Raw genomic sequence first — 25803 nt, forward strand, 5'->3', positions numbered from 1 at the left:
GTGCGGCGGACCTGCCCGCCGCACACCGCCTTCGCCGTACCGGCCACGCGGGTCAACCGGCCAACGCCACCGTCGCGGCGTAGAGTTCGGCCGGTTCTTCTTGCAGGACACCGTTTCCGGCGGACACCTTCGGCAGCCGCCCGGCCAGGCGCACGCCGAAGTCGCGCACCGGGCCGAGACCGCGGGGCGGTGCCTCGGTCAGCTGAAGCAACCGGCACGCTCGCGCCTGCGCGGCCCGTACCGCGGGCCTGCGGCGAGCCGCGTACCGCCGCAAAGCCTCGTCGACCGGCTGGTGCGCCGCCAGTTCGATGGCGAGAATCGCCGCGTCGAGAATGGCCGAGCTACCGCCCTGCCCGAGGTTCGGTGGCATGGCGTGCGCCGCGTCCCCGAGGAGCACGAGCCTGCCGTCGACCCACCGGCGGCATTCCACCCGCAGGATGTCGGTGACGTAGAGCTGGTCGAAACACGTGACACGGTCGAGGATCGGGCCCACCGGGGGCAGCGCCGTCCGCCACACCTGCCGGAACCGCGTGAGATCCCCGAGCGCGACGGCGTGCGGGAGCGGCCGTTTCGTCGCCGAGGTGAAGAAGTAGGTCGAGCCGTCGCCCATCGGCGCGCCACCGAAAACACCGGCGGGCGACCAGTATTCGCGCAACCCGTCCAGCGCCGGATGCTCCCCGTGCACCATGCCCCGCACCGACAGCGCCGTCAGATCACGCACCCGGGCACCGAAGTCGCCGAGCCCGCGTACCGTCGAATGCACCCCGTCGGCGGCGACCACGAGATCCACGTCCACGGTCTCGCGAACGCCCGCGCTCTCGACGGTGACCTTGCCGTCCCTGTTCGCCGCGACGACCCTGGTGCCGAGCCGCAGGGTGATCCGCGGCTCGGCGCCGACGGCGTCCAGCAGGGCCTGGTGCAACGCGCTCCGCCGGAGCATGAGCGCGTAGTCGAGGCCGGGGCCGCAGTCCCGCACCGGGATCTTCGCCAGCAGGCCGCCGTCCGCGTCGTGCAGGGTCGCGGCGCGGAGTGGATGGCCCGCGCGGGCCAGCACGTCCGCCAGTCCCAGCCCGCCGAGCACGGACAGGCCGTTGTTCATGAGCAGGATTCCGGCACCTGCCTCACGTGGCCTGCCCACCTGTTCGAACACGACCACGGCCGCCCCCGCGCGGGCGAGGCACAGCGCGGCGGTCAGGCCACCGATCCCGCCACCGACGACGGCGACATCCCGGTTCTCGATCATCACGTCCCTTTCCGCCGCGCTCCGCCGTCACGTCCGGTCGTGTCCGAACGCCTTGTTGATCGCCTCGGTGTCCCAATAGAACATCCGCGCTTCGGCCAGGCGGCCCTCCCGCACCCGCACCACCTGGCTGACGGGCGACTCCACGAGTTCTCCGGTAGCCCGCGCCCTGGCGTGCAGAGTGGCCAGCACGACGACGATGCCGCCTTGTTCGACGAGTTCGGGCGGTTCCTTCGGCCCCATCGTGCTCCAGGTCCGCGTCATCACTTCGAGGAAGCGCCGGAAGCCGTCGTGGCCGTGCCACGCGCCGCCGTAGGGCATCGACTCCGGTTCGTGGAGCACGAAGTCCGGCCACAGGAATTCCTCGGCGGGGAACGTGCCGATCCGGCCCGCGAAGTACGCCACTTCGGCCTCGATGAACCGTTCCAGCACCGCGGCCGCGGTGTCCGATCGCTTAACGACGTCCATCATCTTCCTTTCCCAGTACGGTTTTCACCGCGACGGCGAGATCGCCGGCGGGATCGGCGGTGAGCCGGTGGCGCCGCCAGGCGACATACCGGTCGGGGCGGACGAGCAGGCAGCCGGTGTCGTCGATTTCCCGCAGCGCGGCCCAGTGGCCGTAGACGTCGTGGTACTGCTGCTGGTATCCCACGACAGCCGTGGTGATCGGTGTGCCGAGCGCCCTGGCCACCTGGTCGGCGGCCCGCACCCAGGGCTGTCCGCCGATTCCGGTGACCAGGGTGAAAACCCCGTTCCCCACGACGTCCACTGTGGACAACGGGGTGCCGAGATGCTCCAGCCACGCGTGCGGAACCGGCGAACCGGGACGGGTGCTCGCCCGGAAACGCAACCGCTCGCCGGCGCTCGGCTCCCGGGGTGGCAGCCCGTCGTCGTGCACCAATGCTCCGCCGGTGTAGGGCAGCCCGCATTCCACGCCGTGGCAGTTGTACTGGTGGTGCTGGAGTTCCACGGCCTCACGGAGTTCGCGTCTGCGTTCGCGGCCGCGGGTGGTGTCGGCCGACAATTCGGCGATCCGCGCCCACGTCTCTTCTTCGGATCTTCCCGGGGCGAATCCGAAGGCTTCCGCGAGCGGAGTCAGATTCCGCAGGCTGCGCATCACGCTGTCCACGACGACGCGTCCGGTCTCCTTGCGTTCGGTGTGGTAGCTGTCGAGCAGTTCGTCCCCAGCGTGCCCCTGGACGACCATGGCGAGTTTCCAGGCGAGGTTGTGCGCGTCCTGCATCCCGGTGTTGCTCCCCAATCCGTTGGGCGGCGGATGCCGATGCGCGCTGTCCCCCGCCAGCAATACCCGTCCCTTCCGGAACTCACCGGCCAACGCCTGGCCGACGGACCAAGTGTTGACGGATTTCACCCGGACGTCCACCGCCGGGTCCCCGATCATTCCCCGCGCGTAGGCCAACGCGGTCTCGTGGTCCAGAACGGGGGGTTCCTCGTGTTGCTCGGGGAAGACGACCGCCATCACCCATTCCGTCCACGGCCGCACACAGATCCACGTCGTGCAGTGGAATCCGTCACCGGGCCGGTAGATCCAGTACAGCGCGGCAGGCCGGTGCGCGCAGTATTCGGTGAGGTCGGCCTCCAGCCAGACATTCGCGGCCCAGTTGAGCACCCCGCTCTCGTCCTCATAACCGATCCCCGCCTGTTTCGCGGTAAGACTCCGCCCACCGTCGGCACCGATGACATACCGCGCCTGAACCCGATACTCGGTCCCCTCCCCGTGATCACGAACCGTGGCGAGCACGTGATCGGGATATTCCGTGAATTCCCCGAGTTCATGACCGAAACGGATGTCCGCACCCGCCTTCCTCGCCCCCGAAAGGAGAACGGGCTCGAGAAGATGTTGCGGTGCGTTGACGAGTTCACAGGGGCTCGCCGCCAGATACTCACCGCGTCGTTCCGGCCCCGTGCCCCAGGCACGCAACCTGGCCAGCTCCGGCCCCGCGAAACTCGTCGCCCAGACATTGTTGCCCAGCGCGCGAATCGGCGTCCCCACCCGCATCACCTCGTCCTCCACGCCGAGCTCACGGAAGATCTCCACCGACCGCTGATTGACGATGTGGGCCCTCGGGCTGAGCGCGGTGTCCTCGTGTTTGGTGACCGTGACGCTGTCGATTCCATACTTGGCCAGCAACGCGGACGCGACCAGGCCGGTCGGGCCCGCGCCGACGACCAGCACATCGGTAACCGTCGTCTCCATCGAGCACACTCCTGTCTTCGGTCGGCGATCTCAGCCGGAACGCCGGAGCACGCGCAGGAGCACGGTGGCGAGTTCGCCCGCGGGATCCGCGGCAAGCTCCCTGGCGCGCCAGGCGATGCGGCGATCGGGACGGACCAGGAGACAGCCGGTGTCGTCGATGTCACGCAGGGCGGCCCAGTCGCCGTAGGTGTCGTGGTACTGCTCGTGATGGCCCACGACGGCGCTGGACAAGGGAATGCCCAGCTTCCTCGCCACTTGCTCCGCGGCCTGGACCCAGGGCTGGCCGCCGATTCCGGTGACCAGGGTGAAAACCCCGTTCCCCACGACGTCCACTGTGGACAAAGGAGTACCGAGATGCTCCAGCCACGCGTGCGGAACCGGCGAGCCGGGATAGGTGTCCGCCCGGAAGTACAACCGTTCGTCCCGGTCGGGTACCGGCGGGGACCCGGCGGCGACCAGCGCACCGTCGGTGTAGCGGTGCCCGGCCTCGGCGCCGTGGCAGTTGTAGTGGTACTGCTGGAGCCGAACAGCCTCGCGGAGTTCGCGCCTGCGTGCACGACCGCGTTCCGTCGCGGCCGACAACTCGGCGATCCGCTCCCACATCTCCTCGGCGCTCTGGTCCGGCTGGACCCCGAGCGCGGTGATCATCGGGTCCATGTACCGCAGGCTCTGCATGGTCTGCTCGAGAACCGCGCTCGCCACGGGTTTGCGTTCGGTCTGGTAGCTGTCGAGCAGCTCGTCCCCGGCCTGTCCCCGCACGACCATGGCGAGCTTCCAGGCGAGGTTGTACGCGTCCTGCATCCCGGTGTTGCTTCCCAGCCCGTTGGGCGGCGGATGACGATGCGCGCTGTCCCCCGCCAGGAACACCCGCCCCTTCCGGAACTCGGCAGCCAGTGCCCGGTCCACGGACCAGTTGCTGATCGCCTTCACCCGGACGTCCACCGCCGGGTCGCCGATCATCCCGCGCGCGTAGCCGAGGGCAGTCTCCTCGTCGAGCTCCGGTTTCCCCTGTTCCCCGGAGTAGATGATGCTCATGATCCATTCGTGCCACGGCCGGATGCAGACCCAGCTGCTGCTGTGGAACCGCGCGCCCGGCTCGTGGATGCAGTAGATCAGCGCGGGCCGGTGCGCGCAGTGCTCGGTGAGATCGGCCTCCAGCCAGACATTCGCGGCCCAGTTGAGCACCCCGCTCTCGTCCTCATAACCGATCCCCGCGTGCTTAGCCGTAAGACTCCGGCCGCCGTCGGCACCGATGACATACCGTGCTTGGACGCGATACTCGGCCTCCGCCCCGTGATCACGAACTGTGGCGAGCACGTGATCGGTTTCTTCGGTGAGCGCGAGGAGTTCATGACCGAACCGGATATCGGCGCCCGCTTTCCGTGCCCCGCCAAGGAGAACGGGTTCGAGAACATGTTGCGGCGCGTTGACGATCTCGCAGGGACTTGTCGCCGCGTACTCACCACGCCGATCCGGACCCGTCCCCCAGGCACGCAGCCTGGCCAGCTCCGGCCCCGCGAAACTCGTCGCCCAGACATTGTTGCCCAGCGCGCGAATCGGCGTCCCCGCCCGCATCACCTCGTCCTCCACCCCGAGTTCACGAAAGATCTCCACCGACCGCTGATTGATGAACACCGCGCGCGGCGTCGGATGGGTACCGCCGTTCTTGTTGATCGTGACGCTGTCGATGCCGTACCTGGCCAGCAACGCGGACGCGATCAGGCCGGTCGGGCCCGCGCCGACGACCAACACATCGGTAATCGTCGTCTCCATCACGCCCGCTCCCCTCGAGGGGCGGCCGCCGCGGCGATCTCGGCCGCGATGATCCGGGCCAGCTCTCCCGGGGGACGCTCGAAGTCCGGGAGGCCGGGGACCTCGATGCCGAACTCGGCCGCCAGTACCTCCCGCACCTGCTCACGGCTCTCGAGCGTGACGGTGGTCCGCTCCGCGCCCGCCGTGCGCACGAGCGTCCGGTTCTTCAGCGACACCCGCCCGGTTTCGGTCTGCCGGACGCAGAAGAGCGCCTGCAACATCGGTGATTCGGGTGCCGTGTGGAACCACCACAGCGTCGCCTCGAACTCGCCGATGTCGCGTGGATGCCGCTCCAGCCGGTACAACGGCGTCCCGTCCCGCACCACGTCGACGTCGCCGTGCGGCGCGTCCACCAGGAGGTACTCACCGTGCGGATCCTGCTGCGGGGACCGGTCGCCGAACCGCAGGGGGAACCGGCTGTTGCGGTCCTTGCCGAACCCGAATCCGACGTCCACCAGCCACGTTTCGGGCGTCTCGACGAGCAGGACCAGATGCCGCAGCGGCGGCATCAGGACGTCCCCGTGGTAGACCCGCGCGCCGAGCACGGTGACCGGGTATCCCAGCGCGCGGAGCAACAGCCCCAGAGCGGAGTTCAGCTCGTAGCAGCCGCCTCCGCGATGCCGCTCGGCCACCTTCCGCACGGCGGCTTCGCCGAGGCCGAGGGGACGGCGGACATAACAGTCGACGTTCTCGAAGGGCACGGACATCACGTGCCGTTCCTGCAGGACGCGCAAGGCGCCGGCGTCCGGATGTGCCGGCCGTTTGGCCCCGATCCTGCGCAGATAGGACTCGACGGTGTCCTCATCGAGCACCATGGTCACTCACCTCGCCTTCCTCGATCCCTTCGAGCCGTCACCAGCGGAGCAACGCCAGGCCGATGGACATCCCGCCGCCGAAAGCCGCCAGCAGCACCAGATCGCCGGGCTCGAGCACGCCGGCGCGGGCGGCGTCGTCCAGGGTGACCGCGACCGATGCCGCGCCGGTGTTCCCGTACCGCTCGACGGTGGTGTGCAGCCGCGCCTCCGGGAGCCCGAGATCCTCGGCGAGGGTCCGGATCAGCTTCCCGTTCGCCTGGTGGGTGATCAGGTGCCGGATCCGCTCCGGGGCGATCCGGTTCTCGCTGAGGAACGAGTTGACCGCGGGCGGAATGTGCTTGCGCACGAACTCGACGACGCTTCGCCCCTCCATCAGGAAGTAGTGCTGCCGCCCCGCGAGCGTCGCCGTCGACGCGGGCATCCGGCTGCCACCCGCGGGAACCTCGACGAGTCCCCGGTACTCCGCGAAGGTCAGCAACCGGGTCGCGAGGACGCCCCGGCCGTCGCCGACCGGGCCCAGCACCACGGCGCCCGCCCCGTCACCGAGCAGCACCGCGGTCCGCCGGTCGAGCGGATCCGTGATCCGCGAATAGATGTCCGCGCCGACGACGAGCGCGTGGCCGTCCTCGGCCGCCGCGGCGACGCGCCAGCCGAGGTCGGTGGCGAACACGAATCCGCTGCACACCGCGTTCAGGTCGAACGCGGCCGCGGTGGGCGGCGCGCCGAGCCGGTCCGCGAGCACCGTGGCGGTCGGCGGCTGCGGGGAGTCGGGCGTCGAAGTCGCGACCACGATCAGCGAAAGAGCGCCGGCGTCCACGCCTGCCCGCGACAGCGCGGCCTCCGCGGCCGCCAGCGCGAGGTCGGAGGTCGCCTCGTCCGGCTCGGCCCAGTGCCTGCCCCGGATTCCGGTCTTCCGCACGATCCATTCGTCGTCGACCCCCGCGGGCGGCGCGACCTCGTCATTGGGCACGAAGCGCGCGGGGAGATAGGCGCCCGTGCCGAGCACTCCGACACTGCGGGCGGTCTGGGTAGACGGCATACCGAACAGTCCCTTCTGGTGTGTCTGGTGGTGCGTTCACGCCACGGCCGCGTGCTCCGCCCGGTACCCGAACAGCCATTCGTGGCTGCGCAACGTCCATTGACCGGACATCCGCCGGTCCCGCTCGTGCTGACCGCCGCCGTCCCCGAGGTGGAAGGCCCGCGCGCTTTCCCGGGAGTCCCGCTGGATCCGGGTGGTCCTCGGCCTTCGCGCGCGTTCGTAGCGGTACAGCGCCGCCGAAGCGTCTTCTCCGGCCGTGGCAAGGCATTCCGCCAGCACGACGGCGTCCTCGATCCCCTGGTTCGCGCCCTGCGCGCGGAACGGGAGCATGGGATGCGCCGCGTCACCGAGCAGGGTGAGGCGTGGCGTGCTCCAGCGGGACAACGGGTTGCGGTCGTGCAGTTCCCACCTGCTGACCCCGTCCGCGGCGGCGAGCAGGGCCACCAGCCGCGGATCCCAGCCGCGGTAGGCGGCGAGCAGGGAATCCCGGCGCCCCGCCGGGGAAACCGCCGTGTCCTGCCCGATGTCCGCGGCCGCCATCGCGGTGAAGCTGAGCGCGCGCCCGGCGGAAACCGGGTAGCACACGCAATGCTGGCCCGGCCCGAACCAGGCCCGTAAGCGGTGATCGTCGCGGAACTCGGGGACGTCGTCCGCGTCGACCAGCCCGCGATAGGCGATCAGCCCGGAGAACTTCGGCGCGTCCGCCACCATCGTCCGCCGGACGACCGAATGGATACCGTCGGCGCCGAGCAGTACGTCGAATTCCTGCCGGGCGCCGTTGGCGAAGACGGCCGTGGCCGCACCGGAACCGGCACGCACCTCGGTGCAGCGGTGACCGAGTTCCAGGTACTCCGGGGGGACGGCGTCGAGCAGCACGCGCTGCAGATCGCCCCGGTGCACGGTGTAATACGGGGCGCCGAAGAGCCCGGCGCACTCGTCACCGAGCGGCATCCGGGTGAGCAGGCTGCCGTCGTCCCAGCGATGCACGTCCACCGACCTCGGCCGCGAAGCGACGTCGGCCAGCCGCTCGGCCAGCCCGAGCCGGGCGAGCAGCCTGCTCGCGTTGGGGGTGAGCTGGATGCCCACCCCGGCGACGTCCATGACCGGCGTCCGTTCGAAGACCGTGACCGGGAAACCCGCCCTGTGCAAGGCGATCGTGGTGGTCAGCCCCGCGATACCGGCGCCGATGACGCCGATTCGCCGTTCCTGGCCACCGTGTCCGCTCCGGTGCTGGTGTGTACTCATCACTGCCTCCGCTTCAGTGCGTGGAATCGGGGCTCGTGATCGGGACCTGACCGCCCGCCTCCTCGGCGCGCGCTCCGGCGAGGTGTCCGGAAAGGACGAACGCGTCGTGCGCGGCGGCCAGCGCGGGCACCAGCTGCTCCTCCGGGCACAGCACCACGATCCGGCCGTCGCCGATCTCCGTCCGCCGCACCGCGACATCGGCAGCGGAAAGCGCTCTCAGCAACGTGGCCGAGATCTCCGGATCGGACCGGAGCCGGGTACCGACAACGGAAAGTTTGCCCACCTTCTCCGACCGGTGAACCTGGTCGAAGTCACAGGACCGGTGCACGTCCGCCAGCGCGGCGTCCGCCCTCGGAACGTCCTCTTCGGACACCACAAAGGACAGATCGACCCCACCGGACCGGGTGGCCGACGCCGTTCTGGCCGTCAGGTCCGGGACGACACCGGCCTCCACGATCGCCGCGAAGGCGTTCGCGAACGCCTCCGGCTCGTCGGCCAGCCCCGCCACGGTGTAACAGGTCTGCCCGGCCAGGTGTGCCAGGCCCACCACGGCCGAGTGCTCGGAGAACTCCGGCGCGTGGCGGGGCGGGCGTCTGCCGATCCAGGTGCCGGGGCTGTCGCCGGTGGCCGCCCGGACCCACAACGGAACCTGGTGCACCATCCCGAATTCGACGCACCGTGTCATGAGCACCTTCGCGCCCCCTCTGGCCAGTTCCAGCATGTGCGGGTAGGAGAGATGCCGGAGCAGCCGTGCTTCGGGCACCCACCGCGGATCGGCCGTATAGACGCCGTCGACGTCGGTGCCCACTTCGCACACCTCGGCCCGCAGCGCCGCGGCGAGCGCTGTCGCGGTGGCGTCCGAGCCGCCGCGGCCGAGCGTGGTGAGGTACCCGCCTTCCCTTGCCCTGCCCTGAAAACCGGCCACCACGACGACGCGACCTTCGGCCAGTTCGGCCCGGATGCGGCCCGGTTCGACATCGACGATGCGGGCCCGGCCGGGCTGGCCGTCGGTGACGATCCCGGCCTCGGCGCCGGTGAGCGAGCACGCCGGGGTGTCCCGATGCTGGAGAGCCAGCGTCATCAGGGCCGCGGAGGCGCATTCCCCTGTGCTCAGCAGCCTGTCGAGTTCCCGGCCCTCGGGCGGCGAGCCGACCGAACGGGCGAGGCGGAGCAGGTCGTCGGTCGTGCCGCCCATCGCCGAGACCACGACCACCAGCGGGCCACCCGAGCGATGTGCGGCCACGATCCGGTCGGCGACCCGGCCGACCTGGGTGCTGTCACCCAGCGACGTACCGCCGTATTTCTGCACTCTGACATGCACAGCCTTCACCTCCGTGCGCCGGCACGGCGTCCGGGAGCCGGCTCACTTCTCGAGCAGGAACTCCCGGACCGCGTATCCGACGTGTCGTGGCTGGGGAATGGTGAGCCCGGCGAGCTTTTCGCCGCGCTTGAGCTCGGTCACGTTGAGGACCTCCGCCCCGGGGCCGAGCACCCGCACGTGCCAGTCGTCCTGCACGACCAGGTCCACGGAGGTGCCCGCGGCCGAGCGGGCCTCGATCCGCAGCAGCGGCCGGGTCTCGATTTTCGCCCGGCCCACGACGACACGCCGGGTCTCCCCGTTGGTCCGCACCGCGAGCAGTTCCGAACCCGACCCCAGTTCGCTGAGATAACGGGTTCGGTTGGCCGGGCCGAGCGTGTACGAGTGGACGGCGCCCGCGTTGACCCGGAAGGGCCGGGTCGGCATGTATGGCAGCGGATGCGTTTCGCTGCACGCGAGGATCATGCCGCCGGCGTAGGAACCGACCAGGATTCCCTCGTCGTAGCCGAGATACGAGCAGGTGTCGACGCACACCCGTTCCCCGAGGCCGATGTGCGTGATCCCGGTGACCTCGAGTTCTTCGAGCGCCAGCGACGGCGTGCTCGCCCGGGTCAGTGCCACCAGTTCGGTCGCGTCGCCCACGCCCGCCGGCTTGAGCAGCACCCCGTCCGAACCGCGTTCGAGCACGCCGAGCACGATCTCGGCCTCTTCGAGGTCGTGCACCACCGTGACCGTCCGCCCCTCCGCCTCGTCCGCGGCCGCGAGCACGATCTCCAGCGGGATCTTCGTCGGATCCTTGAAGTCGACGACGGTCCAGCCGATCCGTGCCGCCCAGGAGCACGCGGCTTCCAGCGAAGGATGGTCGTCGACGACCACGTACGCCCCGAGTTCCGCGCTCTCCCCATCGGAAAGCCCGCCGTCCGGCCAGTCGGCCATCCTGCGGTGGTCGACCACCACCACGTCGGCCGCGGCGCGGAGTTCACCGATGAGGACGGCGTCCGTGTGTTCGGTGACGATCCCGATCCGTTTGACCGACGGCGGAATGGTGTTCAACAGCACCGGGTCGTCCGAGAGCACCCCGTGGATTCCCACGTGCATCGCCTCCTCGGCGACGGCTTTCGGCTCGTCGAGACCACGCAGATCTATCCAGGCCAGCTTCATCGGTTCACTCCTCAGACTAGGACGCGATGCCCTGCTCGCGACTGGTGATGCCGTGCACGATGTTGGCGATCCGCCGGGTCACCCTGCTCACCTCGCGCGCCTGGAAGACGTTGCGTCCCACCGCGACACCGGCCGCGCCGGAACGCATGATCGCTTCGATCGAGGTGTAGAGGTCGGTTTCGGTTTCGGTGCGCGCGCCGCCGGCGACGACCACGGGGATGGGGCAGGTCTCGACGACTTCGGCCATGGTGTCGACCGAGCCGGTGTATGTCGTCTTCACGATGTCGGCACCCAGATCCGCGGCGATGTTCGCGGCGTGGGCGACCAGTGACGGGTCCGCGGGATTCTCGATCCGCGGTCCTCTCGGGTAGATCATGGCGATCAGCGGCATGCCCCACTGACCGCACCGGGCCGCGACCCGGCCGAGATCCGCGAGCTGCGCGGACTCCGTGCCGGAACCGAGGTTGACGTGCACGCTCGCCGCGTCGGCGCCGAGCGTGACGGCCTGTTCCACCGCCGAGACCAGAACTTTTTCGTCGGTGTCGGGAGCCTGGTCGGTACTCGCGCTCAGATGCACGATCAGCGAAAGATCGCGGAACAGCTCCGGATCCACGAAGCGGGCACGCCCGCTGTGCAGCACCACGCCGTCCGCCCCGTTCGCGGAAACCACGGCGACCAGGTGCTCGAGGCCCGCCGCGGTGGTGATCGGCCCGAGCGTGATGGAATGGTCCATCGGGACAAGAAAGATTCCGTCTTTGTTCTGCCGAGTCAGCCTGCTCAGCCGTACGCGTTTACCACAGGCTTCATGAGGTGTTGACAACAAGATACGAACACCTTCCCCAGTAGTAAAGAAACCAGCATCGCCGGACACAGCGGCACAGGAACATTTCAGCTGCGCGGAAGAGTGCTGGGATAAACGGGAAACGATTCTCTTCGTCACCCGTCGGTCAAGCTGGACGAATACTGTATATCCCGCGATTCACCCGGGTGTCAAACGATCTCCCCACCGCACGGACGGAGTTCGCGAGGACGACGAGTCCCGGCGGACACCGAGCGTCACACAGTGCCTCGGAGTCGGCACACGAACGGAGCAGAAAGCGCAATCAAAAACGCTGTATCAATTCTCCGCGCGACGAGCGAGTCACTTTCCGCCGCGTTCCGGAAACATGCAGTTTACAGCGACGCCGATTCCTTGTTGCACAGTCGGGTCACCTCGGCGCTGTCGGAGTTTCGATAAGTTCAACCGGGGAAATTCCCCAGCTGAACAACGAAGCGCGCCCGGCGAGACATCCGGGCGCGCTCGGCGGGCATCCGCCGTCGATCGAGCAGCCCGCCATTCCCGCCGCGGGCAAGGCTAACCCGCTTTACGAGCACCCGCCCCGGTTTCGGCGGACGACCGGCCACGCACGAGGAACAGCGCGGCGACAGCGGCCACCGCCGCGAGAACGGCGTCGATGACATATCCCGCCGAATAACTCGCGACCAGGCTGCCGGTATCGGCGTCCCCGGTCGCGCCGCCCATGGCCATGGCCGCGGAGACCACGGCCGCGATACCGACAGCGAAACCCACCTGTTGCGCGGAGTTCACGATCCCCGAAGCGAGTCCCTGAAGCCGCTGCTCGACGCCGGCCGTGGCACCGATCGTCACCGCCACGAACGCGATACCCAATCCGAGCCCGGCCAATGCGAATCCCGGTAGCACGGTAACGGCATAGGTTCCGTCGACGGACACGCCACTCAGCAACACCGCGCTGACTCCGATGATGCCGAGAGCGACGGCGAGCAATCGGTTGAGGCCTGCTTTCGCCGCCAGCCGGGATCCGATACTGGAACCCACGAGCACCAGCGCGCTGTTCGGCAGGAAGGCGAGCCCGGTTTCGAATGCGGAGAAGCCGAGTACGCGCTGGACATACAGCGTGGTGAAGAACAGATGCGAGGCGATGACCGTATTCAGCAGCAGCGCGGTCACATTGGCACCGGTCACCCCTGGCAGCCGGAAGAGCCGGAAGGCGACGACCGGATTGGCCACTCGCCGTTCGACCACGACGAATACGACCAGGAACACGATCACCCCGGCGAACAGCGCGATCGTCGTGCCGTCGAGGAATCCCGCGTCCGCGCTGCGGCTGAACGCGAAGACGAGCAGCCCGAGCGCGAGCGTGATGCTGAGCGCCCCGCCGAGATCCAGCCTGCGATCCACATCCGGCACCCGCCCGGACGGCAGCAACCGCGGCGCGGCGATCATCGCGGCCACCCCGACGGGGAGATTGATGAAGAAAACCCATTCCCAGCCGAGACCGGCGGTGAGCACACCGCCGAGGATCAGGCCGGTCGCGCCCGCCGCGCCGCCCGCCGCGCCCCACACTCCCAGCGCGCGGTTGCGCTCGCGCCCTTCCGGGAACCGCATCGTGAGCAGTGCCAGCGCGGCGGGCGAGACCATCGCGCTGCCGAGCCCCTGCAGCGTCCGGCCGACGAGCAGCACGGTCGCGGTGGGCGCGAGCCCGCAGACGAGCGACGCGAGGGTGAACACCAGCAGCCCCAGCCCGAACAGCCGCCGCCTGCCGAACAGGTCCGCCACCCGGCCCGCGAAGACGAGGAAACCACCGAACGTCAAGGCGTACAGGGAAACCACGTACTGCAGGTCGGCCTGGGAGGCGAACCGCAGTTCCTGCTGGATCGACGGAAGAGCCACGTTGACGATCGTGGTGTCCAGCACGACCATGAACTGGGCGGCGCACAACAGCGCCAGCGCCGGGGCCCGCCGCTCCCGCCATGGCCGGCGCGCCGCGCCGGCGGTTCCCCCCGGCATCGTCTCCCCTTTCACCTGCCCCCGGTCGCGGGACGACGCGGCCGCCGAACCGTCCGGCACGGCGTTAGGCCGGTTTCCGGCGGCCGCCCAGCGCACCCGCCGCGGCGAGCACGCCGAGCACGATCGCGCCGATTCCCCACCAGAACCCGGTTTCCGCGAAGCCGAAGAGGCCGTCGATCGACACCTTCCCCGGCCCGTGCATCGCGAGCCCTGCGGCCAGCGTCCCGATCACGAGCGGGTACTCGTAGCCGCCGTTCTGCGCCCACAGCCCGTTGCTGCCGTGCGCGGACACCGCGGCGTTGACCATCGTCCCGATGGTCGCCGCGGCGGCCAGCGGCGTGAGCAGGCCGAGAGCGAGGCCCGCGCCCGCCGCGATCTCGACCAGCCCCGCCAGGATCGCCATGGCCTTGCCGTGGCGGTAGCCGAGTGATTCCAGGCCCTTCCCGCTGCCCTCGGGCCCGTCGCCCCCGAACCAGCCGAACAGTTTCTGCGCGCCATGCCCCATCAGCAGCAGCCCGGCGGGCACCCGCAGCAGCGCGAGTCCGAGATCCAGCACCGCTTTCACCTCCCGGGTCGCGCGTCCGCACGACCGCCGCCCAATCGGAACGTTATCCGCTTAGCACGCTAACGGGATAACGTTCCGGTTGTCAAGGTCGGGCGATTCCCGGCGCGCTACTCCGGGTCGTGTTCTTCGAGCTGTTGCGCGAAACGCAGCCAGGACTGGGCACACCCGCGCGCCGCGTGCGCCACCGCCGTCCGGCAGTGCACCGGAACCCCCGCCAGCAGCCAGCTCCACCGGTCCACGCCCACCGCGTGCGCGTCGAGCAGCCGGAGCAGAGTCCGGCCCGCCTCGGTGTAGCGCAGCGAGGGATCCCTTCGGAGATCACGGAAAGGCTGTCCGCGGTCGCGGATCCGGGTGACCACGGCGGACTCGGCGGGTTCGGCCGCGGACACCTTCCCCTGCCGGGGTTTCCGCTCGTCCGCGGCGCGCTGCTTGTCGGGCAGCGGATCACGCCCCTGCCGCACCCTGAGCCGCACGTCACGCGCCGTGCCGACCGCGATTCCGGCCACCTGCGCGATTTCCCGCAGCGTCGCCCGCGGGTTTTCGGCGAGGTGCCTGCTCGCGCGCAGCCTGCCCTCCGCGGAGTTCACCGGCCTGCGCCTGCCGTCCCTGCCGATCCGGTCGGCGGGTTCGTCTTCACCGGCTTCGAGCGTGCGCCGGCGGATCGAGGCGACCGACTTGTGCGCAAGTCCCGTGGCGACCGCGATCATGCGGTCGGACCAGTGCGGGTGCGTGCCGATGATGCGCACGGCGGCCGAACTGCGGTCTGCCTGCGATAGTGGCAGTCCCTGGACGGCGTTCAGCCGGACCGCGAGCACGAACGCGTCCTCCGCACTGCCCTCGAAGAACCGCGCCGTGATGCGGGTTTCGCCCCGCAGCACCGCGGCACCGAGCCGGTGCATACCGTCCACGACCCGCATGGTCGGCCGGTGCACCACGATCGGCGGCAGCCCGGTGTCGATCCCGGCCAGCGTCCGCACGTGCTCAGCGTCCTGGCCCCGTATCCGGGGAGAGTCGGATGGCAGCACCGCGGCCACGGGAATCGTCTCGGTGGGAAACACCTCGGGCTGATAGGCACTCCAGCGGAGCAGCAACATCTCCTTCGTTCCGGTTTCCCGATCCGGCATGGGACTCCTCTCGTCGCACTCCGGCTCGCGACAAAGGACCGGCCGGTGTCACACACACTCGGCCAACCGTCGCAAGCGGTCCGGCTGAATGTTGCACGGGTGATCACGCGCTCCCGATTGACGCCGTGGCAAGGAGTTCCGCTCTTCAGGAGGGAACCGGGCAAGCGATTCGCTTCCGGACGGACATCTCTTGGTCACGGCGATTTCCGCCGATGGCTCACCCCGCGGGCCGTGTCCCGGCGGCGCCGGGAGAAAGCGCTTCCGAGACCCCCGGGCCGCACGGTTATCCACTTCGGAGCCGGTACCGGCACACCCCATTGCACCCCCGCGGCTCAGCGCGGGAAACCCCGTACGTGGTCAGATTGGTCAGAATGGTCAGCATCGTCAGCGCCGTCGGTGACGCTCCGGCAGTACCAGCTCGCGTCCTGGTCCGGTCGGGTGATTCTTACGCCGGACGCCGCGCGAAGTGGTGCGTTCGTGCCACTCTGAGGACAACTCATGGACGGTTTTGGGGGCGTGGGCGTGAGGGCGGGGGACAGAGCTAATGGCGTCGCTTGCCGTATACCTCGACAAGTTGCATTGGTCGCCGGAGCGTCTTGCCCGTGAGATAAATCGTCTTCACGGCCAAGGCACAATAAGCAGCAAAGCGCCGTACGGCTGGTTGAAGGGCTCCTATCCCCGTGGCCATCTGGCGAAAGTCGTCGCCGGAATCCTTTCGGACCGTCTGGGTGAGATTATCGAGGTCGGCGCGATCTGGCCAGGCCGCACCCCCGCCGATGCCAGGAAGCAGTGGAACCAGGACATCGACCTGCCGTGGTCCGAGGCCTACATCGGACACGCCCTGCGGCAGCTTCTCGAGCACGGGCCCGAGGACGGAACCGCCGCGCCCGCGCCAATTTCCGGGTCCGCTCTGGTCGCCGCGGGCGTGGACTGGCTGACCGCTCCCCGCGAGCCGTTGCGTGCCAGCCTCCGCGGCGCGGAGGTCACGCCCGACATGGTCGACACACTGGTGCACCGGGCCGAGCAGCTGCGCGCGCTGGAGAAGGCGCAGGGCGGCAAGCTGGTGGCGGGCTGGATCCTGCACGATCTGCGCTGGGCGTCGCGCCTGGCGCGGGAAGGCGCCTACGACGCGGCGACCGGAGTCCGGCTGTACCGGGTGATCGCCGAACTGGCACAGCTGGTCGGCTGGCTGGTGGCCGATCTCGGCGACCAGGCGCGCGGGCACCGGTACCTGCTCGCCGGGCTGCGCGCGGCGAGTCTCGCGGGAGACCGGGATCTCGGCGCGTACATCCTTTCCTGCCTCGGTTATCACCTCATGTGGTACGGCAGCCCGCAGGACGCGCTCCGGCTGATCAAGATCGCCGCCCAGGGCGCGGACGGCGGCACCGCCGGTACCGTGCGGTCCCTGCTCGCCACCCGGCAGGCCAGGGCACACGCCCAGCTCGGCGAACGGACCGCGTGCGAAACGGCGCTGATGCGGGCCGCGGGCGCGCTCGCCGAGACCTGCACCGGGGACGCGCCGACCTGGAGCCGCTGGGTCAACCGCGCGGTGCTGGAGGCGGACGCGGGACGGGCGCGGCTGGAACTCGGTCATCCGGACCGCGCCGAAGCGCACCTGATGAACGGCCTCCGCGAGCTCGGCAGACATCAGCAACGGAACCGGCTGCTGCACCAGCTTTCGGTGGCGGAGGCACGGCTGGCGCTGCGCGAGGTCGAAGGAGCGGCGGAGGCGACGCGCGCGGCGCTGGCCATGGCCAGGGACGTCCGGTCCGGCCGGGCGCACCGGCGGCTGCTCGACGTGCAGGCCCGCTTTTCGGTGTACGACACGGAAGCCGCCCACGAGATGAACGAGGTCATCCACCAGTCGCTGGAGGTGTGCGGCTCGCGGGACTGACCAGCCCGCCGGACACCGGCTGCCCTCGGCGAAATCGAACAACCGACACCGCCGCGCGATTCCCCGGCTATTGCCCGGGACCCGGTACTGGATTAGCGTGGAAGCACGATCGGGACCCGGAATTTCGCCGGTCTTCACCTTTGCCATTTCCCGCTCTCCGCACATTTCCCGGCACCCGGAAAGGGGTTTTTCATGCCCGGAACACCCGAAGAGACACCAGCGGCGTTCGTCACCCGCATGATGGACGGAGTTCTGGTCGCACAACTCATTCACGTGATAGCGGAACTCGGCGTCGCCGACGCGCTCGGTGCCGGGCCCCTGCCGGTGGACGATCTGGCGAAGCGGGTCGGCGCGAATCCGGACGGCCTGTACCGAGCCCTGCGCACACTGGCCACCGTGGGGATCTTCACCGAAACCGCGTCGCGCACGTTCGCACTGACCCCGCCCGCCGCAGCACTCCGCCAGGACGCGCCGAATTCGGTGCGGGCGATAGCCCGGATGCGGGGCGGGCGGGAACACTGGCAGACCTGGACGGAACTCGGGCACAGCATTCGCACCGGCCGGTCCGCCTTCCGGCACGTCCACGGTACCGACCTCTGGTCCTATCTGGCCGATCATCCGGAAACCGCCGAAACGTTCGACAGCGCGATGGGCGACAACGCCCAGCAGGTGCACGCCGTGACCGCGGAGGCCTACGATTTCTCGAGCGTGAAACGCGTCGTCGATGTCGGGGGCGGGCACGGTTATCTGGTGGCCGGCCTGCTGAAAAAGCATCCGGAACTGACCGCGGTGGTCTTCGACCAGGAACACACCGCGCACGGGGCGGGCCAGGTGCTCGCCGACGCCGGGGTCCGCGATCGCGCGGAGGTCGTGGCGGGCGACTTCTTCGCCTCGGTTCCCCCGGGCGGAGACGTCTACGTGCTCTCCCGGATCTTGCACGACTGGGACGATTCCTCGGCCCGGCGCATCCTGGGCAACGTCCGCGCGGCCCTGACACCGGGCGCCGAGGTGATCGTGGTCGACGCCGTGGTCCCGGAAGGCGACCGGCCGCATCCGGCGAAGATGGCCGACATCATCATGCTCGCGCTCAACGAAGGCAGGGAACGCACCGAGGCCGAGTTCGCCGCCCTCTTCGAGACCGCGGGGCTGCGCCACACCCGGACCCTGCGGCCGGACTCGCCCGTCAGCCTGGTGCTCGCCGAGGCCGCGGACTAGTACCGCCCCGGTGCTTTCCCGGCGCTCAGCTCCGGGAAAGCAACCCCCGCAACACCTCGGTGAGCGCCCGTGCCGGATCGCCGCCGGCGTGTTCGGCCCGCCAGGCGATGTGCCGGTCCGGCCGGACCAGAAGGCACCCGGACTCGTCCAGGTCGCGGACCCGGGCCCAGTCGCCGTAGACGTCGTGGTACTCGCCCTGATAGTCCACATTGGCCACCTCGACGGGTATGCCGAGGGTGGCCGACGCCTGCCGGGCGGCCGACGCCCACGCCGTCCCGCCGAGTCCGGTGAGGACGGTGAACCCGCCCCGGCCGGCTATGTCTATTGTGGACACAACGGTCCGGCCCCGCTCCACCCACGCGTGCGGAAGCGGATGACCGGGCAGGCTGCGAGGATGGTGGTGCACCTGCCGGTAGTCCTCCGGCGCCCGCGCCGCGCCGTCGTCCGGAAACACCGCTCCGGCGCGGTAATACTGCCCGCACTCCGCGTTGTGCCCGTTGAACTGACCGTCCTGCAAGCGCAGCGCCGCATACAGCTCTCGACGTCGCTGCCCGCCGATTTCGCCATCGCCGGTCAGAGCGTCGAGCCTGGCCCAGCCCTCCTCGGCGCTTTGGCCGTGTTGGACACCGAAGGCGGCGAGCAACGGATCCATGTCCGCCAGGCTGGTCATGGCCCGGTCGATGACCGCGCGCGCCACGGGCTGCCGTTCGAGCCGATAGCTGTCGAGCAGCCCGTCGCCCGCGGTTCCGGCGAGCACCATGGCCAGCTTCCAGCACAGGTTGAACGCGTCCTGGACACCGGTGTTGATGCCCAGCCCGTTCGGCGGCGGGTGCCGGTGCGCGCTGTCGCCGGCCAGGAAGACGCGGCCCCGCCGGAAATCGCCGGCGAGCGCGGCACCGACCGACCACGGGTTGATCGCCTTGATCCGGACGTCCACGGACGGATCGCCGATCGTCCGCCGGGCGTGCGCAAGCGCCGTCTCCTCGTCGACGTGCGGCTCGGCGCGGGAAGACGGATAAACGAGCGCCATGACCCACTCGGTCCATGGCCGGACGCAGATCCACGCGCTGCTGCTGTGGAAACCGGCGCCGGGCGCGTGCATCCAGTACAACATGCCCGGCCGGTGGGCACAGAAATCGGTCAGATCCGCCTCCAGCCAGACGTTGGCGGCCCAGTTCAGCACCCCGGTGTCGAGTTCGTACTCGAACCCGGCCTGCTCGGCCACCGTGCTGCGCGCCCCGTCGGCCCCGATCACGTACCGCGCGCGGATCCGGCGTTCCGCGCCGCTTTGCCGCTCCCGGACGGTGACCAGTACGTGGTCTTCGTGCGCGGACAGCTCGACGGCCTCGGTGCCGAAGCGGATGTCGGCCCCGGCCTCCCGTGCCGCGTCGAGCAACACCGGCTCCAGGAAATGCTGCGGCACGTTCCAGATCCCGCACGGGCTCGTCGCCTCGTACTCGCCGATCCGGTCCTGCCCGGTGCCCCACGCCGGTTTCCGCGCGAGCTCGCGGCCGGCGAAGCTGAGCGCCCATACGATGCTGCCGAGCGCGCTCACCGGCGTCCCGGCCTCGTGCACGCGCTCCTCGAATCCGAGGTTGCGGAAGATCTCCATGGTCCGCTGATTGATGTAGTGCGCCCGTGGATTGGGAGACGTCGACGCGTGTTTGCTCACCGTGATCGCGTCGACCCCATAGGCGGCGAGCAGCGCCGATGCGGTGAGCCCCACCGGCCCGCCGCCGATCACGAGCACATCCGTTTCCACGACGTCCATCCGATCACCCGATCCCGAACGACACGGTGTTCCGGTTTTCCCGTCGCCAGCGGTCTTCCCGCTGTCCGGCGCCGATGGTAGCGAGACTTCGGCCGCCGTCCGGTGTCGTGACCAACTGGCGGCTCGCCCCAGTTGATCGGCTCCGGCGCTTGCAGGGCTCAGCCTGCGCACCAGGGCTCTCCAGACTAGAGCCGGATGAGGCGCAGGCCGCAGTCGAGCTTTACCGCGATTGCTGGACTATCGACAGGATCGCCAGGAAATATCACGTTGCCGTCAGCGCGGTTCGGACATACTTGATCGAAACCGAGTCAAGATGCGGCGGCGAGGGCGGCGAAACTTTCCAGCAGAAGTCTTGAGGAACTCACCGTTAATAGGCGAGTTAACCCCGAAAAGACAAGCTCGTTCGAGATGTAGCGAAACGCAATCCAAGACGTTGAGGTCATCACCTTTGACGAGCTATATCAGCGAGCGTGCTTCATAGTAAAAGATTACGAACGCCTCTGAATCGAGTCTTTTCTCAGCCCTCAAACACCTAAGATCACACCGACCAGATTTGCGCCTGCCGCCGTGCAGCGACCAAAGCGCGATGAGGAAAGTCTCTCACGAGAACGAGTCGACTTGCCAAGCGCTCCAGGCCTGACGCGAACGCCATCGCGGCGCGTAACACAAGCCTTGCATTCCGTGGGCGGTAGCCGTGACACTAGAGGGATACCACGTATCACAAGGCCGTAAGGCTTGGAAGAAGAACCGCTAACGGGCGTCATGTTCGCAACCGAGAGCACGACCTCTTGAAGACAACGCGACGGGCTGTCATTTCTCGTCACCCGAGCGCACCCGCGAGTCACCGAAAGGGGTAGTCGGCCGGCCATTTCTGACTTACCGCGACCGAGCGTATGCATGAGAGGGGGCAACGGTGCCAAGTAACCGTGGCTTCCTCGTGACACTGGACGGCCCGAGCGGCGTGGGCAAGACGACCGTGGCCGCGTTGCTGCGGAAGCGGTTGCGAGAGGACGGCCGGGATGTCCTGCTGACCACCACCCCGTCGCCTTCGGCGATTGGACGGCTGGCCCGTCACGGCACCCATGACTTTCGCGGCATCGAACTGACGCTGGTGGTCGCGGCTGACCGCTACCATCACTACCGCACGGTCATCAGCCCGGCGCTGACGGCGGGTCAGGTGGTGATCTGCGACCGCTTCATGCCGTCGTCGCTGGTGCTCGACCAACTGGACGGGCTCGGGCCGGACTTCGTGCTGCACCTCTACGACGGCCTCACCCAGCCCGACCTCGCCTTCATCCTCACCGGTCCGCCGGAGCACTGTGCCCGCCGGGCGGCTGCTCGCGGCACGTACAGCCGGCTCCATGACACCAGCCTGGCGGCCAGTCGCCGGGAAGCAGCGCTGTTTGCCAAAGCGGCCGCGGAGCTTTCGAACGCGGGCTACCCGGTGCACGCCCTCACCATCGGCGAGGCGTCGGCCGAACAGGTGGCCGACCAGCTCAAGACCGTGATGGCCACACAGGAGGAGGGGCTATGAGGGTGGCGCTGGTATATCCCGAGGTCTACGACATGGCGCGGTTCAAGGAGCACCGCCGCGAGTTCCCGCCCTTCGGGGTGCTGTACCTGGCGGCGGTGGTCGAGCAGGCCGGGCACACCGTGGCGATTGAGAAGGTCACGCCGTCCGCCACCGAACTGGACCTGCGCGGCTACGACGCGGTGGGCTTCAGTCTGGCTTCGTCGGCCACGTACGGCTTCATGCTCGAGGCCCGCCAGCGGTCGCACCTGCGCGACGACGCCCTGGTCATGGTCGGCGGCGTACACTGCAACTTCTACCCGACCACCAGCCTGCAGGACTTCCGCGCCCATGTGGCCACCGACGGCGAGTCGGAGGAAAGCCTGCTGGAAATTCTGGGCCGTGCCGAGTTCAAGCGCTTCGATGGCGTGGCCGGGGTACTGTGGGTTCGAGACGGCAAGGTCCGCCGCGAGCCGCCCCGGCCACTGCTGCGCAACATCGACGATCTGCCGCTGCCGGCGCGGCACCTGTTGCCGACTGACGACTTCGTCATTCCCGACCGCCTGGCCGGGCGCGACCTGCGCATGGCCCACGTCATGTTTAGCCGCGGCTGCCCGTTCCCGTGCAGCTTCTGCGCGGCCGGGCAAACCCGAATTCAGTACCGCAGCGGCGTCAGCGCCCGCAAGGAGCTGACCCACCTCATCGACGCATACGGCATCGAGGGGTTCGCCATCGTGGATGACAACTTCATCGTCAACAAGGCCAAGGTGGGCGATATCTGCGAGCAGATCGAAGACCTGGGCTTACAATGGTCGGCCCTGTCGCGGGTGGACACGATTGACGCCCCGCTGCTGGGCAAGATGGCCCGCTCCGGCTGCATCGAGGTTAAGTACGGCATGGAGTCGGGCAGTGAGCCACTGCTCAAGGCCATGCGCAAGAACACCAAGCAGGAGCAGATCAAGCGGGCGGTCTTCGCCACGGCCGATGCGGGCATTGAAGCCAAGGTGTTCATCATTCACGGCTTTCCCGGCGAAACCAGGGAAACGACCGAAGCGACGATGCAGCTGTTGACCGAGCTGGACTCAGCTCTATCCCGGGTGTCGCTGTTCCGGTTTGTGCCGTTGCCGGGCACCCAGGTCTACGACCAGGCCGACCGCTACCAGATTCACGGTACGCACCTTCAGGCAGATTGGGACGGCGATTGGTCCAAGTTCCACATCCACCACAACGAACGTCATTGGTGGGGCGGACCCGAACAATGGGCCGAAACCGAGCAGACATATCGAATGCTGCGCGAGTTTGTCGAAACGAACTGGAATCGCCAGGGATAGGCGTAAATATACCGAGCGGGCGTGTTAGTATAACCGCATGACGCACCCGCTAACCGTTTCCGCCAGCCATAACGCAAGCGACAAAGAGGCTGGCGAACTATGGAACTGGCTACTACGTCAGCAGGGCTTGGCGGCGGGCGTGAAATTCCATTCGGTGGCGGACGTCGCGCACGCCGCGCTGGGACTGCACGCGGCCCGGCTGCCGTCGCCGTTTGCCACGGTGCTGGCTCGCAGCCACACGCCTACGGTGGCGTTGAGCTTGTTCACGCCGCAGGTCCGCGCCGAGGTGACGACGGTACGCTGTATGCGCAAGACGCTGCACACCTTGCCACTGCCGTTGGCCACAGCCGCCCATGCCGCAACCCTGCACTTTCGTGAGCGAGACGCGCTCCGCGCCGTCACGAACGCCGGTGTCGGCCTGCGGTCGGTGGCACGAGCCATTGACGCGATTGCCGCGCTGCTGGCGGACGGCCCGCTGTTCCACCGCGACATTGAAGCTCGTCTCATCGGCCCAAAGCGACCACTGGCAACGATCCGGCTGGCGTTGAAGCTGGCTTGGGAACGCGGCACGCTCACCTACGTCAACGACACGGTCGGCTGGAACCGAGAGCGACGGACCTTTGGGCTCACGGCCACGCTGTATCCCGAACTCGACACCACAATGGACCGTCGCAAGGCGACTCGTGAGCTGGTGCTGGCCTACTTCGACCGCTATGGACCGGCCACGCTCAAGGACGTGATGTGGTGGTCGGCCCTGTCGCGGTCGGCCGTGACCTCGGCCATGGCCGAGTCGGGCCGCGAATGGGTCGAGGTATACGCGCCCTGGTGTGATGCACCGATGTACCTGTACCGCGACCGGCTGGACGCCTTCCGTGCCGCGCCCGCCGAAGAGCGCACGACCGGCGTGAACTTCCTGGCCCACGAAGACGTGGCGCTCAAGGCTTACTTCGAATCGCGCCGCCGGTATCTCGGCGCCCTGCCCGCCCGGCGAGCCTTCAACCAGATTGGTGAAGTCCTGCCGACCATCGTGGCCGGCGGTCAGGTCGTCGGCACCTGGGCCTGGGATGAGGCGGGCCACAAGGTCACAACCTCACTGGCCCGCGGCTACAGCACGCCCGAGTTGCAAGGGGCGCTGACGAAGCAGCGCCGCCAGCTCACGACCGTGCTGGCCACGGGCCGGGCGGAGCATCCGCGGGCCGCCCGCCGCCTGGACAGCGTCCTGCAGCCGGTCTAGCTGGGACGGGGGTCAATGCCACTTCAAGTAAGGGCGGACGTTACGTCTGGTGACACCTCGCGTGCGGGTGGGTCAGTGCCACGGCCGCGGTGGCCCTCGTGCTAGCGTCGCGCATCGTTTGAAGTACCGACCCGTTGCGAGAGGTTGCGAGATGCTTCCTTTGAAGCAAGCTTCGGCACTTGACGACATCCAGCGCTACGTCGCCCAGATGGAAGACGAGCGCGGCTTCAGCTCTCGCGATGTGGTGCACCAATCATTGCTGCTGGGCGAAGAAGTCGGCGAGTTGTTCAAGGCCATTCGCAAGCACCAGAACATGCGCACCGGCACCACTTCGATCATCGGCAGCGTCGACGAGGAACTGGCCGACGTGTTGATCTACCTCTGCGCCATCGCCAACCGGCTCGGTATCAGTCTGGAAGAGGCCTTGCGTAAAAAGGAAGCGGTTAACGAGACGCGCTCTTGGGTGTAGCGGGCGGTGGGTTAGCTAATCGTCACGCCAACCCACGTCGGCTGGCCTCGTGTCTATGCGGATGGTAGCGCACCTGGCTCTTTTGCCAGCTTCTCGTCAGACGCCTCGATAAGCAACGCGAGCAGGCTGCGCGCAGCGGCAGGCGGCAGCTCTGGCGGTCCGGCAGGCAAAATTACTTTGATTCCCTTACCTGGGTCTTCAGTAGCGTCGATCATGGCAACAGCTCAACCTCTGAAAGCGGCCAAGGCAAGATCTCGAACGGTTGAACCTCCCGGTGCTACTCAACTCTCCAAGTGGCTGGTGAGGCTAGCCAGGTGATTCACGACGTGAGTCGCTCCGGCTGCTCGCAACCCTTCCGCGCTGCTTTTCCCTGTCGCCACCGCGATCACCCGCACTCCTGCCGTCAGTGCAGCCTTCACATCATTTGGCGTGTCACCAATGAGAACAGTGCTAGAGCTATCGAAACTACTCCCTATACGTAACTCAGCACGGCGCTGGGCGATCTTCACCAACTCGGCGCGGTCGGCGTGGTCGTCGCCGTAGGCGCTGGTCTCGAAGTCGAGGTACTGGTCGAGCCCGAATACCTCGAGCTTGATGCACGCCACCGCCCGCAGGTTGCCGGTCAGGATGCCCTGGTAAACAGTCGGGTCAGCGGTCAACCGCTCCAGAGTCTCCCGCGCTCCCGGCAGGACTCGCCCAGTGGCGGCCAACTCGTCGCGGGCGTCCTCATAGCTCTGGACCAGGGCAGCCGCCAACTTCCGTACCGCCTCATCCGTCGGCTCGATGTCGTTGACGCGCAGGGACTCGGTCATGATGTCGAGTTCGGTCCGTCCGGCGATCTGCGCCAGTTTTGCCAGCGGTTTGCCGGTCGCAGCCGGAAAGGCCCGCTCGTAGATGGCCCGGCCAACGCCGCGAGTCTCGATCAGCGTGTGGTCAACGTCCCAGAGCACCAACGTCGACGGCGTGGCGGGCGCATTCATGGCCGCAAGTGTGCCATCCGTGACGGCCCCGCCGCGGCGCGATACCATTTGGG

At 68.5% G+C, this 25803-nt stretch carries 21 protein-coding genes; 6 read left to right on the plus strand and 15 right to left on the minus strand.

The window, feature by feature from the left end:
• Window positions 1-52: 52 nt before the first annotated feature.
• The 13 genes from ACFWX1_RS04910 to ACFWX1_RS04970 all read right to left on the minus strand — a co-directional run bounded on the left by ACFWX1_RS04910 (window position 53) and on the right by ACFWX1_RS04970 (window position 15346).
• Entirely contained in the window at window positions 53-1243 is a 1191-nt protein-coding gene (locus ACFWX1_RS04910) for an FAD-dependent monooxygenase (RefSeq protein ID WP_378383921.1), read from the minus strand.
• Window positions 1244-1270: 27 nt separating this feature from the next.
• Window positions 1271-1711, minus strand: a complete 441-nt coding sequence (locus ACFWX1_RS04915; protein WP_378383923.1) for a nuclear transport factor 2 family protein — start codon at window positions 1709-1711, stop codon at window positions 1271-1273.
• Window positions 1695-3458, minus strand: coding sequence for an FAD-dependent monooxygenase (locus ACFWX1_RS04920; protein ID WP_378383924.1), 1764 nt, complete (start codon window positions 3456-3458; stop codon window positions 1695-1697). The genes ACFWX1_RS04915 and ACFWX1_RS04920 overlap by 17 nt, the downstream gene beginning before the upstream one ends.
• Window positions 3459-3488: 30 nt before the next feature.
• Entirely contained in the window at window positions 3489-5231 is a 1743-nt protein-coding gene (locus ACFWX1_RS04925; protein WP_378383926.1) for an FAD-dependent monooxygenase, read from the minus strand.
• Entirely contained in the window at window positions 5231-6085 is an 855-nt protein-coding gene (locus tag ACFWX1_RS04930) for an arylamine N-acetyltransferase (protein WP_378383928.1), read from the minus strand. Before ACFWX1_RS04930 ends, ACFWX1_RS04925 begins: the two co-directional genes overlap by 1 nt.
• Window positions 6086-6122: 37 nt before the next feature.
• The gene (locus ACFWX1_RS04935; protein ID WP_378383930.1) at window positions 6123-7124 is read right to left on the minus strand and encodes a 3-oxoacyl-ACP synthase III family protein; all 1002 of its coding nucleotides are present in this window, start codon (window positions 7122-7124) and stop codon (window positions 6123-6125) included.
• Window positions 7125-7160: 36 nt separating this feature from the next.
• Entirely contained in the window at window positions 7161-8369 is a 1209-nt protein-coding gene (locus ACFWX1_RS04940; protein WP_378383932.1) for an FAD-dependent monooxygenase, read from the minus strand.
• Window positions 8370-8382: 13 nt separating this feature from the next.
• Window positions 8383-9690 (minus strand): aspartate kinase, encoded by a 1308-nt coding sequence (locus ACFWX1_RS04945; RefSeq protein WP_378383934.1) that lies wholly within the window; start codon window positions 9688-9690, stop codon window positions 8383-8385.
• 42 nt (window positions 9691-9732) lie between these two features.
• Complete coding sequence (locus ACFWX1_RS04950; RefSeq protein WP_378383936.1) at window positions 9733-10848, minus strand: 3-dehydroquinate synthase II family protein; 1116 nt, start codon at window positions 10846-10848, stop codon at window positions 9733-9735.
• Between the two features lie 16 nt (window positions 10849-10864).
• Window positions 10865-11719, minus strand: a complete 855-nt coding sequence (locus ACFWX1_RS04955) for a class I fructose-bisphosphate aldolase family protein (RefSeq protein ID WP_378383938.1) — start codon at window positions 11717-11719, stop codon at window positions 10865-10867.
• Window positions 11720-12202: 483 nt separating this feature from the next.
• Window positions 12203-13657, minus strand: coding sequence for an MFS transporter (locus ACFWX1_RS04960; protein ID WP_378383940.1), 1455 nt, complete (start codon window positions 13655-13657; stop codon window positions 12203-12205).
• 64 nt (window positions 13658-13721) lie between these two features.
• Window positions 13722-14213, minus strand: a complete 492-nt coding sequence (locus ACFWX1_RS04965; protein ID WP_378383942.1) for a DoxX family protein — start codon at window positions 14211-14213, stop codon at window positions 13722-13724.
• Window positions 14214-14329: 116 nt separating this feature from the next.
• Window positions 14330-15346, minus strand: a complete 1017-nt coding sequence (locus ACFWX1_RS04970; RefSeq protein WP_378383944.1) for a ParB/RepB/Spo0J family partition protein — start codon at window positions 15344-15346, stop codon at window positions 14330-14332.
• 661 nt (window positions 15347-16007) lie between these two features.
• Here ACFWX1_RS04970 and ACFWX1_RS04975 point away from each other — a divergent pair.
• A complete protein-coding gene (locus ACFWX1_RS04975; RefSeq protein ID WP_378383946.1) occupies window positions 16008-17240 on the plus strand; it encodes a hypothetical protein in 1233 nt (410 codons plus the stop codon).
• A 192-nt stretch (window positions 17241-17432) separates the two neighbouring features.
• Window positions 17433-18455, plus strand: coding sequence for a methyltransferase (locus ACFWX1_RS04980; protein WP_378383948.1), 1023 nt, complete (start codon window positions 17433-17435; stop codon window positions 18453-18455).
• 25 nt (window positions 18456-18480) lie between these two features.
• Here ACFWX1_RS04980 and ACFWX1_RS04985 read toward each other — a convergent pair whose 3' ends face one another.
• The gene (locus ACFWX1_RS04985; protein WP_378383950.1) at window positions 18481-20226 is read right to left on the minus strand and encodes an FAD-dependent monooxygenase; all 1746 of its coding nucleotides are present in this window, start codon (window positions 20224-20226) and stop codon (window positions 18481-18483) included.
• Between the two features lie 913 nt (window positions 20227-21139).
• Between ACFWX1_RS04985 and tmk the strand changes: the two genes are divergently transcribed.
• The 4 genes from tmk to ACFWX1_RS05005 all read left to right on the plus strand — a co-directional run bounded on the left by tmk (window position 21140) and on the right by ACFWX1_RS05005 (window position 24770).
• Window positions 21140-21760, plus strand: a complete 621-nt coding sequence (tmk, locus tag ACFWX1_RS04990; protein WP_378383952.1) for a dTMP kinase — start codon at window positions 21140-21142, stop codon at window positions 21758-21760.
• The gene (locus tag ACFWX1_RS04995; RefSeq protein WP_378383954.1) at window positions 21757-23067 is read left to right on the plus strand and encodes a B12-binding domain-containing radical SAM protein; all 1311 of its coding nucleotides are present in this window, start codon (window positions 21757-21759) and stop codon (window positions 23065-23067) included. The genes tmk and ACFWX1_RS04995 overlap by 4 nt, the downstream gene beginning before the upstream one ends.
• 37 nt (window positions 23068-23104) lie before the next feature.
• Entirely contained in the window at window positions 23105-24301 is a 1197-nt protein-coding gene (locus tag ACFWX1_RS05000; protein WP_378383956.1) for a DNA glycosylase AlkZ-like family protein, read from the plus strand.
• Between the two features lie 151 nt (window positions 24302-24452).
• A complete protein-coding gene (locus ACFWX1_RS05005) occupies window positions 24453-24770 on the plus strand; it encodes a MazG nucleotide pyrophosphohydrolase domain-containing protein (protein ID WP_378383958.1) in 318 nt (105 codons plus the stop codon).
• Window positions 24771-25051: 281 nt separating this feature from the next.
• Here ACFWX1_RS05005 and ACFWX1_RS05010 read toward each other — a convergent pair whose 3' ends face one another.
• The gene (locus ACFWX1_RS05010) at window positions 25052-25750 is read right to left on the minus strand and encodes an HAD family hydrolase (protein ID WP_378383960.1); all 699 of its coding nucleotides are present in this window, start codon (window positions 25748-25750) and stop codon (window positions 25052-25054) included.
• Between the last annotated feature and the right edge of the window lie 53 nt (window positions 25751-25803).

Source organism: Amycolatopsis sp. NPDC059021 (assembly GCF_042739895.1).
Lineage (GTDB): Bacteria > Actinomycetota > Actinomycetes > Mycobacteriales > Pseudonocardiaceae > Amycolatopsis.